This window comes from Saprospiraceae bacterium (genome assembly GCA_016713025.1).
Lineage (GTDB): Bacteria > Bacteroidota > Bacteroidia > Chitinophagales > Saprospiraceae > OLB9.
Genome location: JADJPZ010000002.1, coordinates 424,373 through 441,347, shown reverse-complemented (window position 1 = coordinate 441,347; position 16,975 = coordinate 424,373). Strand labels below are relative to the sequence as shown.

18 protein-coding genes are annotated in these 16,975 nt (G+C 37.6%); 4 read left to right on the top strand and 14 right to left on the bottom strand.

What is annotated here, in order from left to right; translation table 11 throughout:
- Positions 1–111 precede the first annotated feature (111 nt).
- Together thrA and IPK35_02065 are read left to right on the top strand one after the other, a co-directional pair.
- Positions 112–2,565, top strand: coding sequence for a bifunctional aspartate kinase/homoserine dehydrogenase I (thrA, locus tag IPK35_02070; protein MBK8052084.1), 2,454 nt, complete (start codon positions 112–114; stop codon positions 2,563–2,565).
- A gap of 26 nt (positions 2,566–2,591) precedes the next feature.
- The gene (locus IPK35_02065) at positions 2,592–3,527 is read left to right on the top strand and encodes a homoserine kinase (protein MBK8052083.1); all 936 of its coding nucleotides are present in this window, start codon (positions 2,592–2,594) and stop codon (positions 3,525–3,527) included.
- Between the two features lie 97 nt (positions 3,528–3,624).
- Here IPK35_02065 and IPK35_02060 read toward each other — a convergent pair whose 3' ends face one another.
- The 9 genes from IPK35_02060 to folB all read right to left on the bottom strand — a co-directional run bounded on the left by IPK35_02060 (position 3,625) and on the right by folB (position 11,912).
- Positions 3,625–4,203, bottom strand: coding sequence for a DUF4276 family protein (locus IPK35_02060; protein ID MBK8052082.1), 579 nt, complete (start codon positions 4,201–4,203; stop codon positions 3,625–3,627).
- A 3-nt stretch (positions 4,204–4,206) separates the two neighbouring features.
- Entirely contained in the window at positions 4,207–5,394 is a 1,188-nt protein-coding gene (locus IPK35_02055; protein ID MBK8052081.1) for an AAA family ATPase, read from the bottom strand.
- A 349-nt stretch (positions 5,395–5,743) separates the two neighbouring features.
- Positions 5,744–7,057, bottom strand: a complete 1,314-nt coding sequence (locus IPK35_02050; GenBank protein ID MBK8052080.1) for a D-alanyl-D-alanine carboxypeptidase — start codon at positions 7,055–7,057, stop codon at positions 5,744–5,746.
- A 28-nt stretch (positions 7,058–7,085) separates the two neighbouring features.
- Positions 7,086–7,901: a 2,3,4,5-tetrahydropyridine-2,6-dicarboxylate N-succinyltransferase gene (locus tag IPK35_02045; GenBank protein ID MBK8052079.1), complete on the bottom strand. Its 816-nt coding sequence runs from the start codon at positions 7,899–7,901 to the stop codon at positions 7,086–7,088.
- Between the two features lie 24 nt (positions 7,902–7,925).
- On the bottom strand, positions 7,926–8,591 hold the full coding sequence (locus IPK35_02040) for a phosphatase PAP2 family protein (GenBank protein ID MBK8052078.1): 666 nt from the start codon (positions 8,589–8,591) through the stop codon (positions 7,926–7,928).
- 289 nt (positions 8,592–8,880) lie between these two features.
- Complete coding sequence (locus IPK35_02035; GenBank protein MBK8052077.1) at positions 8,881–9,792, bottom strand: Rpn family recombination-promoting nuclease/putative transposase; 912 nt, start codon at positions 9,790–9,792, stop codon at positions 8,881–8,883.
- 162 nt (positions 9,793–9,954) lie between these two features.
- The gene (locus IPK35_02030) at positions 9,955–10,833 is read right to left on the bottom strand and encodes an NAD kinase (GenBank protein ID MBK8052076.1); all 879 of its coding nucleotides are present in this window, start codon (positions 10,831–10,833) and stop codon (positions 9,955–9,957) included.
- 12 nt (positions 10,834–10,845) lie between these two features.
- Complete coding sequence (locus IPK35_02025) at positions 10,846–11,517, bottom strand: TetR/AcrR family transcriptional regulator (GenBank protein MBK8052075.1); 672 nt, start codon at positions 11,515–11,517, stop codon at positions 10,846–10,848.
- 44 nt (positions 11,518–11,561) lie between these two features.
- On the bottom strand, positions 11,562–11,912 hold the full coding sequence (folB, locus tag IPK35_02020) for a dihydroneopterin aldolase (protein MBK8052074.1): 351 nt from the start codon (positions 11,910–11,912) through the stop codon (positions 11,562–11,564).
- A gap of 120 nt (positions 11,913–12,032) precedes the next feature.
- Between folB and IPK35_02015 the strand changes: the two genes are divergently transcribed.
- The gene (locus IPK35_02015) at positions 12,033–12,380 is read left to right on the top strand and encodes a heavy-metal-associated domain-containing protein (GenBank protein ID MBK8052073.1); all 348 of its coding nucleotides are present in this window, start codon (positions 12,033–12,035) and stop codon (positions 12,378–12,380) included.
- A gap of 12 nt (positions 12,381–12,392) precedes the next feature.
- Positions 12,393–12,824 carry an Rrf2 family transcriptional regulator gene (locus IPK35_02010; GenBank protein MBK8052072.1) on the top strand — a complete coding sequence of 144 codons (432 nt, stop codon included), beginning with the start codon at positions 12,393–12,395 and terminating at the stop codon, positions 12,822–12,824.
- Between the two features lie 3 nt (positions 12,825–12,827).
- Here the strand turns inward: IPK35_02010 and IPK35_02005 are convergent, their stop codons facing one another.
- From IPK35_02005 to IPK35_01985, 5 genes are all read right to left on the bottom strand, one after another.
- Positions 12,828–13,034, bottom strand: a complete 207-nt coding sequence (locus tag IPK35_02005; protein MBK8052071.1) for a protease inhibitor Kazal-type — start codon at positions 13,032–13,034, stop codon at positions 12,828–12,830.
- 105 nt (positions 13,035–13,139) lie between these two features.
- The gene (locus tag IPK35_02000; protein ID MBK8052070.1) at positions 13,140–13,568 is read right to left on the bottom strand and encodes a DUF4281 domain-containing protein; all 429 of its coding nucleotides are present in this window, start codon (positions 13,566–13,568) and stop codon (positions 13,140–13,142) included.
- Between the two features lie 106 nt (positions 13,569–13,674).
- Complete coding sequence (locus tag IPK35_01995) at positions 13,675–14,172, bottom strand: mechanosensitive ion channel (GenBank protein ID MBK8052069.1); 498 nt, start codon at positions 14,170–14,172, stop codon at positions 13,675–13,677.
- Between the two features lie 21 nt (positions 14,173–14,193).
- Positions 14,194–15,537: a TolC family protein gene (locus IPK35_01990; protein ID MBK8052068.1), complete on the bottom strand. Its 1,344-nt coding sequence runs from the start codon at positions 15,535–15,537 to the stop codon at positions 14,194–14,196.
- 76 nt (positions 15,538–15,613) lie between these two features.
- The gene (locus tag IPK35_01985) at positions 15,614–16,975 is read right to left on the bottom strand and encodes an HlyD family efflux transporter periplasmic adaptor subunit (protein ID MBK8052067.1); all 1,362 of its coding nucleotides are present in this window, start codon (positions 16,973–16,975) and stop codon (positions 15,614–15,616) included.

Here is a 16,975-nt window from a genome sequence, read left to right as displayed (position 1 = left end):
TTCAAATCATATATTCATTTTTAAATATATGTTTTCATTTCTATATATGGTGATTTATCCATATCTAAGTTGTAATTTTGCCCAATTTTAAGGGACATAGTAAAGATATTTATGAAAGTATTAAAATTTGGTGGATCGTCAGTTGCCACACCGGAGAGAATTTTAAGTATCATTTCCATAGTAAAACCAAGGATAGATGCAGGCGAAGAGCTTACTATAGTATTCTCAGCCTTTGGTGGTATTACTGATATGCTGATTGAAATGAGTGAGCTCGCCAGCCAGGGAAAAGATAAGTACATTGCATTATATCATCAGTTTAAAGACAGACATTCTATTGCTTCAAAAGAGCTGCTTTCTCCGGAAGCATACAGCGCTTTAAGTATTTCAATGGACGAAAATCATGAAACGCTCAGAGACCTGCTCAAGGGAATATTTCTGGTCAGAGAAGCCTCTCCACGCACGATGGATTATGTCCTTAGTTTCGGTGAAAGAAATGCCAATACCATCATCGCCGAAGCTATGAAAGAAAATGGCATACAGGCAGCATTTCTTGATGCTCGTCAAATAATAAAAACCAATAAAGAATTTGGTAATGCAAAGGTCAATTTTAAACTCACTGATCCCGCTATACAGGAATACTATAAAGAAAGAAAAGGGACTGTACAGATTGTTACAGGTTTTATTGGATCTGACATCGGAGGTCTTACTACTACTCTCGGAAGAGGAGGATCAGACTATACAGCCGCCATCCTTGCAGGTGCGTTGCATGCTGAAGAACTCGAAATCTGGACAGATGTCGATGGTGTACTCACTTGTGACCCACGAAAAGTAAAACAAGCTTTTACTATTCCTCAGCTGAGCTATGCAGAAGCAATGGAAATGTCCCATTTCGGTGCAAAAGTCATTTATCCTCCTACCATACAGCCCGCATTGCGAAAAGGAATACCCATCTATATCAAAAATACATTCAACCCACAATTCCGTGGAACATTAATACACAAAGAACATGATCCTACTTTCAAATCAACAATAAAGGGCATCAGCTCACTCGGCAATTTGTCATTGATCCGTCTGCAGGGTAGTGGTATGATGGGCGTACCAGGTGTTTCAGCCCGGCTATTTAGTGCACTTGGTAAGGAAAAAGTCAATGTCATCCTCATCACCCAAGCCTCATCTGAACACAGCATCAGTATTGCTGTCACCGATAAAGAAGCCAAAAAAGCCATCATTGCCATCTCAGAAGAATTTGAAAAAGAGATCGAGGATAATCTGATAGAACCGGTGAAAGCCGAAACGGATTTGTGTGTCGTGGCTATCGTGGGAGAACAAATGAAAAATGTACCTGGAGTGGCTGGGCGACTTTTTGAAGGATTAGGAAAAAACGGTATCAATGTGATCGCCATTGCTCAGGGAAGTTCTGAACTGAATATCTCATTTGTCATCAGCAAACATGATGAAGCGAAAGCGCTCAATGCCATTCATGATTCATTTTTCCTTTCCAATACAAAACGAATTCATGTGTTTATGATTGGCGTGGGGTTGATTGGTAGTACATTGCTCCGTCAGATGAACGAGCAGAATGAAACACTGAAGTCACAAAACAGCCTAGAGATAAAAGTTTGCGGTCTGGCAAATACTAAAAAAATGATCTTTGATGAAAACGGCATCAAACTGAGTGATTGGGAAAATCAGCTCAAATCATCGGATTCAAACTCAAATATCCAGTCATTCATAGATAAAATGATTGCTATGAATATGTCCAACTCAATTTTCATTGATAATACTGCCGATAGTGCCATTCCGGATTTGTATCATAAGGTCCTTAATTCAAGTATCTCTGTAGCAACACCCAATAAAATAGCTGCATCTTCTGCATACTCCAACTATAATTATATCAAACAACTGGCTAAGAAGAATAATGTCGAGTTTCTTTTTGAAACCAATGTCGGAGCAGGGCTACCAGTGATTTCGACACTGAGAAATCTTATACACAGCGGTGACAGAATACTGACTATAGAGGCGGTTCTATCCGGATCAATTTCATACATTTTTAATCATTTTGATGGGACAAGACCATTCAGCACATTGGTAAAAGAAGCCAGAGAGCTCGGGTATACAGAACCCGACCCAAGAGATGACCTTTCCGGTGCGGATGTCAAAAGAAAAATCACCATTCTTGCCCGGGAAGCGGGATATGAGGTAGAAACTGATGATGTGATGATAAGCCCCATATTACCTGATAGCTGTATGGCACCCAAAGATGTGAATGGCTTTTTCAGTGCACTTGAAAAAGAAGATGAACATTTCAACAGATTGCTGGAAAAAGCGAGGTCACAAAAAGGAGTATTGAGATTTGTAGCCAAAGCCCAGGATGGCAAAGTGTCCTGTGGTGTGGAAATAGCAGGACCTGATAGCCCGTTTTATAATCTGGGCGGTAGTGACAATATGATCGTATTTACTACTCAGAGATACAAACAAAGGCCATTGGTAGTAAGAGGACCCGGAGCCGGAGCTGAAGTTACAGCAGCCGGAATATTTGCTGAAATCATTAGTGCAGGAAATTAATTCATTTCACTCAAAAAGTAGACAATATGGCTAAGCCAGGAATAAAGGTATTTGCCCCGGCCTCAGTGGCAAATGTTGCAGTGGGTTTTGACATTTTGGGTTTTGCTCTTGAAAAACCAGGGGACGAAATCATCATACGCGAAGGAACTAAACCAGGTTTGGTAATCACAGAAATCCAGGGTGCGGGCGGAAAACTTCCTTATGATGTCATGAAAAATACCGCCGGGTACGCAGCACACAGACTACTCGAACATTTGGGCGAACAAGACAGGCCACTTGAAATGGAAATCCATAAAAAAATGCCATTTGGCAGTGGACTTGGTTCTTCAGCGGCCAGTGCTGCAGGTGGTGTTTTTGCAGTAAATGAGTTTTTGCATACCGGATTGAGTAAATATGATATCCTCAGATTTGCCGTAGAAGGAGAACAGATTGCTGACGGTGCTTTTCATGCCGATAATGTCGGTCCATCTCTGCTCGGTGGTATGTTGCTCATCAGAGATAATGAAACACTTGACGTAAAAAAACTGCATATACCGCACGGGCTGAATGCTGTTGTGATCTATCCTCATGTAGAAGTACTTACCAGAGAGTCAAGAGGTATTCTGAAAAGCGAAGTGAACTTCAAAGATGTAGTGCGTCAAAATGGCAATTTAGGCGCTTTTGTAGCTGGCATGTACACTTCAGATTTTGGACTTATTTCCAGATCTTTGCAAGACCTTTTGGTTGAACCCCAACGTGCGCATCTGATCCCTCACTTTTACGAAATGAAAGATCTTGCATTGAAGGCAGGAGCGCTTGGTTTCAGTATCAGCGGTGCCGGGCCGTCTATGTTTGCGTTGTGTGATAATACAGGTATTGCTGAAGAAATATCTGTACAGGCTGAAAAACTGTATCAAACAAAAAAAGTACCGGTAACGACGTATCTGTCAAAAATTAATCACGAAGGTGCGGTGAGGTTTTAAGTGACAGAAGAAATGTTGTTAAAGCCTTTTTTGGTTATTCCTAGTACTCCGAGTTAACCTTTATGCCATTTGTTGATTATTGTTATTAGCTTAGATTTTAATTTCCTTCATCCATCAAAATATTTTGTAATGCATCTATTGTTTGATTAAAACTTGCAGCCCGATTTTTACAAATATTAATGAACTGGGAAATTTCAGTAGCAAATTCTATTGCTCCATAATCCGGTTTAATTTTCTTAATCTCATCTTTCCCATTAGGAATCTCTGGATTTCTAAACTTAGCCTTATTCTTTAAATTTTTTCCCTTCAACCCAGGTATAACTTTTTCGAGTGCGTCAATATCTCCGAAATACCAGTTCTCCAGTTCTTTGCAAACAATTCTGATCTTATAATCCTGAAATTGGGTGGGTGAAATAAGGTTTTCAATTTTGGTTTTAAGTTCTTTGCAATTACTTGAATCTTGGTCGTGTATCACAACCATTTTAACACGTTCATGAAAATGTTTATAAGCCTTGGCCTTTTTGGGAATTTCTTTTTGCAAATGACTCTTTCCCTCAAAAGCCCGGATAAAAACATTTTCGTTTAACTTCCATTTCACTGTTGGAATGATTTTATCAAAAATACCTTCTAAAAAAGTCTTCATTGAAGCTTCTTCAACCAAAATTTCTAGTCTCATACTTTATCTATTTGGGTCTGCACCTTTGAAATAGTTTTCCTTCCATAAATAACCTAATTGATCTCCCTCTTTTGCAAGACTTGAAATCATTGGATCATCCAATGCTCTATTCATTATTGTGTGCCCATCTGTTTTTGAGAGCCAAAACACCTCAGTTAAATCAGCCCCATTCAATAAATCTGGCGAGTGCGTCGTAATAAAAACTTGTCCGCCCTTGTAGGCATAGATCCTGAACTCCTCCAATAAAGGTTGCATAAGGGATGGATATAATTGATTCTCCGGTTCCTCAATGCAAAGCAAAGGATGAGGATTGGGGTCATGAAGAAGAATAAGATAAGCGAACATTTTTATGGTTCCATCCGAAACAAATCGGGCAATAAAAGGATCCTTAAAACCGCTATCTTGAAACTTTAGGATAACCCTACCGTCTTGAGTAGTTTCAGCCTCAACTTTCGAAACCCCGGGCACTCTTTTCTCCATTTTCCTTAAAACTTTATCAAATATTTTAGGATGATTTTGCATGATATATTGCGCCACTAACGGCAGGTCATCTCCTGTAGGTGACAAATGCTCTGCATATCCTGCATCCCGACTTGGTCTTGCATCGGCAATGTGAAAGTCTGATATGTGCCAGTTTTCTATAAAATTTCTAAATGCACTTGCTGCCTTAAATCTTTCAAACTGACCTAGTCCTTTAATTGCTAAAATATCTGGCGAACCAAGTTTTTGATTTTCCCGCGTTAATTCTTCATCTTTTTTGTTAAAATCTTCTTCATTTGATATAGCATATCCTTCTCCGTTTGAAAAATCCAGAAAGTGGTAAGGCGAACCATGCCGACCTCTCTTGTACCTTAATATTTCTCGTTCCACATAAGGTAAGCCTTTCGACTCCCCGATGTGTAAGAGATATGTTACCAATCGTTCTAAACCTGCTATCTGTAATCTGAATTGAATTTCTATTTCAATATTGCCTTTACAACCTCTTGAAATAACTTCTTTAAACCCACCTCTGTTAAGTATTGCCGATTTAACATTGTTTTTTAATGCCTCACTTAAAAATCCAAATACATCAAAAAGGGTGGATTTTCCTGATCCATTAGCGCCTACGAAAACTACCAGCCTAGGTAAATCTTTCAGATGAAGGTTTTTGAATACCTTAAAGTTTTTAAGTCTTATACTTTCTATTCTCATAACCGTATAAATTTAATTATTCAATTCCACTTATGTCAATTTATTTTTTATAGCACATTTTTTTTATTGGTAAAAATTGCATCGGTGACAAGATGCACAATTCAAAATGCTCAATGGGTTTTAGAGTAGTAATCTTTGTTGTTTTATTTATTCTTGCCATGTATATTCATCGTTAAAGCGGGTGGTAAAGTTAAGTTTTATAGTCGTTATTTTTTCAAAAATAATCGACAAAGTATAAAACGTCAGTTGGTAGGATGATGAGTGACCACTTTAGGAGTGTTTAGGCAATCTTAAATGTGGTGCTTATGTTTCGGCAACTGCTGATTACAATAATAAATAACCGTAAAGATCAATACTTCTCCCTGACCAGATTCAGTACCCTTTCAACCTCCTTGCGTACAGGAGTTGCCGAACCACTGAAATTGTTGTTCATAAAACTGAAGATCAGCTTTCTCCCTGATCTGGCAATCATATAGCCGCTCAGGTTGTACACGCCAGCCAGGCTTCCCGTTTTGGCAAAAATGTAAGGACCATCGTTACTCCTGAACATATTTCTTAGCGATCCGTTTTGCCCTCCGATAGCCATCAACGAAAACAGCCTTTTTTCATCTATTTGCTGGTGCATTTTTTTCAATAGTTGCACTATCGATTGCGGAGTCATCATATTATATTTGGAAAGGCCGGATCCATCTACCCATATAGGGGTATCGATCAAATCTTTCATCAAATTATTTTTGGCATTTGATATGGCATATGATGACGAAAGTGTATCGTTTTGTGTCAAACCAGTCAAAAGCAATAATTGTTCTGCCAGCATATTGTCACTCACCTGCATCATCCTTCTCAGTACCGTATCTGTGGGAATAGAGTAGACGGTTTTAGCATCTACCGGCAACGGTATATTAGTTGGATTAACGTTTGTACCAATCAGCTCTCCCAGTATCTGACGATTGACATTTTCCGCATCTTTATAGGGTATCTCCTGGTAGTAAGATTTTATTGTGTCGAGTAAAGCCGGCAATAAAAAGTAATTGAACTCAGGATTTCTTTTTACAATTTTTGTTTGAGATGTCATGATGGCTCTGTTCATCATATATTCCGGATTTCCTGATATCTCTGCACTATCCTTTTTGACAGTGAGTACATTGCCATAAGCCGGAAACGTGGATATCTCAGGCTGATAATAATCATTAAAATCATCCCACATCCATCCTTCTCCAAAGTGGTTTATGGTAGAATGACCATATGATTGAAGCAGCTTTTTTGATTGAGATTTTGATTTGAGAAAATCAAGAGTGGATGACTTCTGAAAATAAGGGTGGATAAATGTCGGGTCTCCGGTACCCCAAAATGTAAATGAAGTATCGGTTTCTATATATTTCAGAGCAGGAATAGAGTCTCCCAGATAGTTTAGGGATGCCCATAAAGTGAAAATTTTGGTATTGGATGCGGGTACAAAATATTTTGATGCATTTCTGCTAAATATGACCTCACTTGTATTGAGATCAGTAATATGTACTCCTGAAAACCCCGTGCCCAATACCTTAGATGTATCAATGGCTTGATCCAATGAAAAAACAGAAGATGGCAATTTTTTTGTCGTGGAACAAGACATTATGGCCAGGACAAAAACCAAAAAAAGTACTTTAATACAAAACCTCATTATTCTGATTTATGACTGTTATAATTGATTATACCGCTACATTATACTCCCTAAGTGCATCATTGAGAGATACTTTTGTGTCTGTAGATGGTTTTCTCTGACCTATTATCAAAGCACAGCTTACCTGATAATCTCCTGCAGGAAACTTTTTTGTATAGCTTCCCGGAATGACCACCGACCTTTCAGGCACCTCTCCTTTATATATAACCGGTTCAGTACCTGTGACATCAATGATATGTGTAGATTGGGTCAATACCACATTGGCACCGAGCACTGCTTCTTTCCTTACTCTCACTCCTTCGACAACGATACACCTGCTGCCTACAAAACAATTATCCTCAATGATCGTAGGACTTGCCTGTGGTGGTTCCAGAACACCTCCGATACCCACACCTCCTGATAAATGGACGTTTTTTCCTATTTGGGCGCATGAACCTACTGTTGCCCATGTATCTACCATTGTCCCCGCACCAACATATGCACCTATATTGACGTAGGAAGGCATCAAAATTGCTCCCGACTCGATAAAACATCCGTATCTGGCTATGGCGTGTGGTACTACACGAACACCCTGCTCAGCAAAATTCTTTTTGAGAGGAATCTTGTCATGAAATTCAAAAGGCCCAACTTCTATGGTTTCCATCTTTTGAATGGGAAAAAACAAAACTATCGCCTTTTTAACCCAGTCATTGACTTTCCAGCCATCACCATCAGGCTCAGCCACCCGCAAATGACCTTTATCCACCATTTCAACCACTTCTCTTATAGCATCCTGCGATCCGGGAGATGTGATATGGCTTCTGTCATCCCATAGTTTTTCTATAAGGTTTTTTAAATCTTCCATTTAGTATTTGCGTTATGTTTCTTATTAAAAAAATATTCTGATAGCAATGATTTGTGATATTATACCCACAAGATAGCCGCCGTAGATTTCATTTTCTTTATGCGCCTTCAGATACAATCTGGATGCACCTACTCCACCGGCTATAAGTAAAATAATCATTAAAATCAATCTGTCACTCATTCTGAATTGTGTCTGGAGCGATGGTATCGCAACATCAAGATGTCCGTAGGAAAAGTTGTATAAAATATATGTCATTCCTGTCACCAAACCACCTGCGGCAATGGTGTGCAAGCTGATTTTTGTAAAACTATTGATGGTAAGGGCTAAAAATACTGATATGGTACATCCCAATACAAAAAAAGATAATGCTGCAGGGATATTATCATTGTTCCGTATATTGACATACAACCACATATAAAATAATCCTGTGACTATCAGCGGACCAATTCTTTCATTTTTATCCCTCATCTCCATACTGCTGATCAATCCTAAGGCTTTCATCATAAATATAGAAATCATGGGAAATACCACTGAAATACTGACAATCGAGATGACCACCAATCCCTCAGCTTTATCTCCCGAAAACCCAAACAAGTACGGATTTGCCCACATCAGGAACAACATCACATATCCTATGATGAACAATGGATGAAGTAGTACTGATATTAAATTGGCGAGTATCCTGATCAATTCTTTTTCTTTTATAATGCAAAGAAACAAAACATTGGAAATATAGAGGAGTTTGTAGTTTAAATTGTCATTTAGTACTCAAAAAATAAAACGAAACACCGGTTTAACTTCAACCTAAATATCTAAAACACTTTGACAAAAATATCAGCAAAATCAAGCCGGTACTCCGTTTTAACATAGATTTCCCTACATGGTTATGAATATTTCAACAGAGCCTGAATTATATTTGGCAGGCATCCTTTAGGAGTTGTACCTGAGTAGTTACGTAAACAAATTTATGTTATTTGCCTTACCTTTTATTTATAATATCACTTACTTCCTCTGGTGACATTTTTACTATTTTTGCAATACGAACTATATCAAAACCATCATTAGACATAGCATATATCATTTCCAATTTTGCTTCTAATTTTCCTTCAAGCTTCCCTTCAAGCTTCCCTTCAAGCTTTCCTTCGAGTTTTCCTTCAAGTTTTCCTTCAAGTTTTCCTTCAAGTTTTCCTTCTTTTTTTATAGCATCGTATGTACTCATAATATCATGGTTTATAGGTGTTGGAAGTGATTTTACTAATGACAATACTTCTTTTTTATTTGTTTTAGAAGTCCACAGTTTGTAAACAAATATATGTTTTATAAAGTTCCTGTCTGATTCATCAATGCGCTTTAGAGACTTGATATCATTAAGTTTATTTATTAGAGAAACAAGGTCCATGTTTGGATTATGACCTGCGAGAGCAATCATTAGCATCACATCTGTCACTTCATCCAGCTGTTGTTTTGTTAGTGTGTTTATAGCAAAAAAGATATAGTCAAATGTAGGTAAATATTTCAGAATTTCTTCAGGGTACGCATTAAAGAGGTTTGTTATTTTTGGCACTTCCCATTCTTTTTTCCCCTGATAATATATCATCGGGATAATAGGAATTATTTTTTGTTTATTTCTCAATTCTTTCACCCATTGTGAGAAAATATAGTGCCCTATTTGAATTAATACATGTTTATCAGGGTTTGCCTTATGTTCAAACAAAAGTGAAATGACCAATTTTTCTCCCGTAAGCTTTAGTTTGAACCTAAAAAGCAGATCTGCAAAATATTCTCTCATGTCATCGGTAAGATATGATCCATTTTCTATAGTCATGGATTCTATATCGATCAGTTCTTTCAATTTTTCAGGCAGGAATTGACGAAAATACTCTTTGGCCAAGGCAGGTTTGGAGAATGTCTCCTTGATGATTTTATCATGAAAATTTTGTATGTCATCAAATATCAGAAGAAAAATTAAATTATTGAGATGATAGATTTAGTACAAATATAATGCAATTATATGTAGTTATTTTATTTACTTTAGATTTTTAGGTTTAACAAATCAGTTTCTTTTATCAATTCCCCATAACAGTTTTTCGCTGATGGTTTTCATGAAACTATGTCCCTTTAGTTGAACGAAGTTTATCCGGAAGTGACCTTTTGTAATTTCAATTCTGTGATCCTTTGTGATGGTCTCATATCTGGAGTCCAGAGTACTCATGAAACTATCTGTTCTGCCCTCTACTTTCAAAGAAATTTTATGAAAATCGGGAATAACTATTGGGCGGACATTAAGATTGTGCGGTGCGACAGGAGTAATGATAAGGGTCTTTGAATCAGGAAAAATGATCGGACCGCCACAACTTAATGAATACCCCGTCGATCCTGTAGGTGTACTGATAATGATTCCATCTGCCCAATAAGAATTGAGCAATACATTATCAATAAACATGTGAATAGTAATCATTGATGAAGTATCTCTCTTATTGAGCGTAAAGTCATTCAAAGCAAATGGGAAATCTTCAAAAACAGGAATATTGCTGGACAGACCCAATAGGGATCTTGAAACAATCGTATATTCCTTCTTAAACAGGTATTGAATGGCTCTCCTGATAATTTTCTTTTCAACACTTGCCAAAAATCCAAGTCTTCCAAGGTTGATACCCAATATAGGGATACCTGAATCTCTCACCATCGTCACAGCATGCAATATCGTGCCATCTCCACCCATCGTCAAAACAAAATCAGGAAGTTCATTTTTTATTTCTTCGTAGGTCGATAACTCAGATACATGATCTACACTTAGCCCACGATGACTTAGTTCTGTTTTAAGTGGTCCGAAGATAAATTGATCAATACCGGACTCCGTTAAAGCTTCTAATAATTGTCTGAAATAAGAAACTTCATCTTCATCTTTTATTCTGTGTCCATATATTAAGATCTTCACGGTATGTCAGATATTTTTGTTTAAAAACATTTGTCTGGTGATCTTGAGATTGAGGTCTTTGAGTTCTTTAAGACTTATATTGAAAAATGGTGTGGCATTTTTTCCTGATGCGCTTATGACTTTTACATAACCGACTACTGACGTCCAGCCAAACAGTGTTGCCAACATGGGATCAACAGAGCACAATATACTGCCGTCAATTTTCCCTCTCTCTATCTCTTTTACAGTAAGCTTGAACGGAAGATTGTGCATATCCTGCAATTTAACATAATATAAGCTGTCTTTGACGGCATCGGTAAGTTTGGCTTCATCAGAACCTGAAGAAGTAGATCTGATCATCGCAAAATATACCAACAGCGCTTCTGAGTACAGATAGTTCTGCTCACAAAACGTCATAAATGTTTCTAATAAAGCCAGAACGCTGTCAATTCCTTTTTCGTCCTTATATCTGTCGATCGTCTGATAGTATTGTTCTATCAGCAATTGCAAAGCTTTGAATGTCACTGCGAGATACAGGTTTTCTTTGGACTGAAAATAGGTGTAGAGTGTGACTTTGGTGATTCCTGCTTTTTTGGCAATATCTTCCATTTTGGCATTTTTGAAGCCAACTTCTCCAAATACTTTTTCTGCAGCCAGAATGATAATAGATTCCTTAAGTGTCTTTTTTGAATAATGCATGTTGGTGTCGTTGCTTAAAACCTTTCCAAAACCAATAAGGTCAGTTATATTTCCATTTCGATGACTGACTTTTCCACTTTTCCTCCCAATTGTGGTCCTAATTTTTCTAATCTCACTTTGGCTGATACTATGTTTTCAAATTCATCCCTGAACCTGCTTACAATACTGAATACTACCGTCTCTAGTAATTTTCGGGTATGAGCCATTTCCTCTTTACAGATAGTGTAGATTTGCTCATAGTTGACAGTATCTTTGATATTATCATCTATAGAGTCAAATGATTTCAACTCCACTTCCGCATCCAGAATGAATGTATTTCCGGCTTTCCTTTCCTCTTCATAGTAACCATGAAAAGCATAAAACTCGGCCCCTTTTATTGATACTTTTGTTTTCATTGATTAAATCCGATGGTTAAAACAACAAACAAAGGTATTGATAAGCCAAGTCAAATTAAACAAAAGGGAGTTGTTTTTTGTTAAGTGTTGTTACTTTTTCTAAAATATACAACATTTGCAATGAAAACTCTCAAACTAATTTCTTTTGCTTTTTTACTGATGGTGATGAATAATTTGTCAGTTGTTGCACAAAATACTGCTAACAAAAGCAATAAAGAAGCTATTGCAGCAACCATCAAAACAGTAGAACTCGCAGTAGATGGCATGACTTGTCAGAAAGGATGTGCTGATGGTATCGATAAAAAATTTAAAACGGTATCAGGTGTAGTAAAAAGCAAAACTAAGTTGGATACAGGTATCAGCACGATCACCTTTGATGAGTCAAAAATTAAGCTATCACAACTCATTTCCATCATTGAAGACAGGGGATATACTGCCAAGCCTGCAGTTAAAAATAAAAAAGTATAAAGGTCAACTTTTATGTTTTCAAAAACCTGCGAATATGGGATTCGCTCCTGTATTTATATCTGCTGTCAAACCATCAAGGGGAAAAGACCAAATTTGCAGGATGTAGCCAGGATGATAGAATCACCTGAAGCGTTTACAGCCAAAATCATTCGTCAATTAGTTAAAAAAGGGATAGTACAGTCATCCAAAGGTCCAGGAGGCGGATTCAATGTAGATCTGGAAAAAATAAAATCTATATCACTGTATCAGATTATCGAAGTTTTTGACGGCAATATCCTCAACAGGTGCAGTCTTGGCCTCAAAGAGTGCTCAGAAATTCAGCCGTGTCCTTTTCACCATCAATACAAACCAGTAAAAGAACAGCTAATCAATTTGTATGCCTCGACTACTTTGTTCCAAATGACAGAGGGATACACTAATGGCAACACGTTTTTGAAAGGATAATATTTATTTTTTACACTCTCCGGTATAAGATACTTCTATACCAGCACAGGCAGCTTCACAAGCATTGCCGTAAGTTTTGTTATTGCAACCACAGACGGGATCGTATTGTGTGGTACATACACAACCATCTTTCAACTTTTCGACACAAATGTCGTCTTCGCTGCACCCCAAACCTATGGTTATCATCATGATTAAAAAAAAGTTCTTCATAAAAATTAGATTTTACCATAAAGACGCAAGCCATGGCTCTTTGGTTGGTAAACAATAAATTAAGTTTTTGTTAAAACAGAGCATATTAATTGGGTTTCGCTATGTTCAACCTACTGCCATGCTTTTGTTTTGAATTGTTTTAGTCATAAAGTAAAGAAGATAGCCTACAGGCCCAAACATAAATGCAAATGGCAGTATCAGGGTATAAATCCATCTCGATATACCCAGCTTTTTTGACTCTCTGACGATATATGCCCCGACAAAAAGATCAAAAGCAAGATAATGCAACCAACCCGCTGCAACAGCATCACCATTCTGAAACAGGGCTTTTACATTGGCCAAAGTATTGAAACTATTTGGATCAAAACTCCCGATATCCCTGACTATTAAATAACTATACAATATCGCAAAAAACACTACAACACCATTTAAAATAAGTACATGTGTATATTTCCAATCAGGCAGGAAAACGAGAAGAATCCAGCCAATCAATACAAAGGAGTTTCCAAAAGAAAAAATAGACGATGCATTCATATGGTTTTTATTTAAACTGCAATATACCCACTTTGAATAAATGGGATTTAAATTTCCTATTAATCTGCTACATTTCTAACATCAGGGATTAAAAAAGTAATCCGTTTTATTTTTTAACTATTACTGAAACCGGTGTATGAAGGAGGATGGAATTGGGTATGGTAATTATATCTCCATCTGTTGTTATCAGATGTATATAAAAATAGGTTAAGTCTGTGATTTCACCTTCAATGGGCCATTCCTTAGCTAGTATTTTGATCCGGTCACCAATATTCAAAGGGTGATTAAAAAATAAAAGGATACTCGAGGTGATATTTGACAGCAGTGACCATTGAGCGACAAAAGCTATTCCTAATGCAGTCAGAATGGTGCCGGCATATACAGCAATTTCATTTTGATTCAAGCCCCAAATAGCTGCAAGCAACACAATGGCACCTATTGTAGTAAAAAGATGGATTGCTTTGACGATGATTTTACGTCTGGGCCTTTGTAGTTGAGTGTTTTTTAAAGTGTTGTTAATGATTATGTTAGTGATAAAATACAAAAGTATATACACGCATATAACTATGATTGTCTCAATTATTTGAATCTGTTGTGTGTTCATAACTTCAGAAGATTTTAAATTTTAATCGGGCAATATTTCCGCCATCCTGCCTGCAAAATACCAAATACTGTAATAAGCTACTCTGTTTTTGGCTATGAGCTCAGTAAGTTTTATATTAGCCTGGATGTATGCCTGTTCTCTGGTATTGATCAGAAACAAACTGCTCTCTCCGAGATCAAAAAGACGCCGTTCAGCTTCAAGCATTTGTCTGTATTGATTGACAACTATCTGAAAATTTTCCATCTGATTTCTGGTGTTACTCCATTCAGCGATATAATTACTTAATTTAGCTTCAAGCTCGATGGTTTTTTGCTTCAAGTCAAGTTCTGTATCTTTGATTTTGAGATCTGCCATTTTTACATCTCCTCTTTCCTTGCGCAGAAATAGTGGCATTTTGAACTCAAGGCCCCATTTGTAATTATTGATATTGTAATCTGTGATTGTACGACTTCCTATGGCTTCTGAAAGGGGATTATACTGAATATTTAATCTGGGTTTGAGTTTGTCTTTTTTCATTTTCAGGTCCATGTCCAGCTGAATAAGTTTATTTCTGAGTTGACCCAGATAAGGGTGTGTATTGATATTTAAACCGCTAATAAGGTTGCCCAGATCATTTTCCAGACTATTGAAGACACTATCGGTATTGAGAGGCATATTATTGACAAAGGTACTTTCAGGTACACCGTTTTCATTCCATAAAAAAGTGGCCAGCGTATTTTGTGACTGCTGGAAGTCAAGTTGCGAAGCAATAAGGGAAACACGTATATTTTGGACCTGAATACCTGCCTCGACTGTATCAATAGCAGGTCTGTCTCCATTGATGGCAAAATTTTTAACCGCATCGTATCTTTGTGATGCCACTGAATTGGCTTCTTCAAGGATATTTAAGATATTGAATGCTCTGAACCATTGCCAATATTGGTATGATGCATTATATAGCAACTCGTTTTTGATATCCATTTCTTCCAGTCTGCCGATCTCAAGCCCGGTGCGCGCGTTGAGAATAGCAGCCCTTCTTTCATCTATCAAAAGACCCTGCCCTAACGGTAATGAAATGCCGGCATATATCAAACCATTGTCGGGAGTACTGTTTTCAGGACCTAAAAACACACCCCTGTTGAGATCATATCCTGTTTTGAAGTCGATACCGTAAAATGTCGGAATCTTCAGTTCTCCATTGATCAGGCTATAATAATTTTTATCTGCAAAATATTTTTGCTGAACATTGCTGTTTAAAGAAGGATCGAGCAATCCTTTGGACTTTAACAGTTCTGCTGCAGCCATATCGTTTCTTAATTTAGCCCTGTTGGCCAAAGGGTGAAATCTGACCACATCCGTTAGAAAAGTATCGGGATGCAATACCACCGCCTGGCTATTTGTATTGAAAGTTAAAAATAAAAAGGCAACAATAGTTAACCACTACATGTGCACTTCCTGATTTCTATTTTTTCTCATCTTTTTGAATCATTGTTGGATTTACTTTGTAATAATCCGGCGGAAATCCATTGATTTGTCTCCATATTTCATACCACACACTAACATTTTTAAGAAGAGTAATCGTCTTTACTCCGGCGCCTACCCTAAGTTGTTCAGGCCAGTTTGGACTACCGGGAGAAGGGATGACCAGAACCCTGTAAAGTTGATTATCTGAAGTAAAATTATCCATAGCCAATACCTTTCCTTCAAAAGTACCAAAAGACACTCCCGGCCATCCGGAGAAGATGATCGCCGGCCACCCGTCAAACTGAATCATGACTTTCTGACCTTTTTCAAACAGCGGAAGATCAAGAGGCTTGATGTACATTTGAATAGCAAGATCATATTTTGATGGCATGATACTTACTATTTCAGCGCCTTCCTTGATGGTTTCACCCAATCCAGTCTGTCGGGCCTGAGTAACATATCCATCCTGAGGTGCCAGAATGTAATAAAGTGATGTACGCACTTCATAACTGTTATATTGATTTTGGATTTTATTGATGGCTGCTTCAGTATCAAATTTTCCGGAAATGGCTGAGAACTTATCAGAATTTGCTTTAGCTATCTTGTCCCGATAATCTGCCTGAATACTGTTGAGTTCTATACGGTTGTTGAGCAATTCGTTTTTTGAAGTCAGGTATTTGTTTTCCTGTGATATCAGCTTTGCCTGTGCCTCCTGCATCTTCACTTGCCTGTTTTCCAGGTCAGTAAGAGATCTGAGACCATCGTCAAAAAGCGTTTTGAATCGCTCATACTGCTCATTGGCTACGCTAAAATTGACCTTTGAAGCCATATACTCAATACTGTCTGAAGTTACTTTGAGTTCATTCTGTCTGACTTTATTTTTGGCTTGCTGTATTTTGAGATCCAATGATGATTTGAGCGCACTGATTTGATTGTCAAGGGCCTTCACTTTTTCTTCATAAGACAATTTAGAGTATTCCTTCGCATCCAGCTGGAGTTGAGTATTGTTCAAAAGTTCAGGATCAAAATACTCATCCTTAACCTCAGAAATCTTCAGAATCGTATCTCCTTTATTGACATATTGTCCCTCGGCGACATACCATTTTTCGATTCTACCGGCTATGACTGATTGAATGGTTTGGGGCCTTTGCTCAGGATTCAGTGCAATAAGCTGACCTTTTGACCTGACGTTTTGGGTCCAGGGCATAAACATTAATAGCAGAACCAAAAAAAACATGGCGATTAAAATTTTCACCAATCTGTCATGACTATAGCGGTACAGATCCGTGATTTTATTTAAAGACTTGTGCTGGTCCTTTTTTATAAGATGGTTGATGCTTTTATCGGATAGGTTTAACAT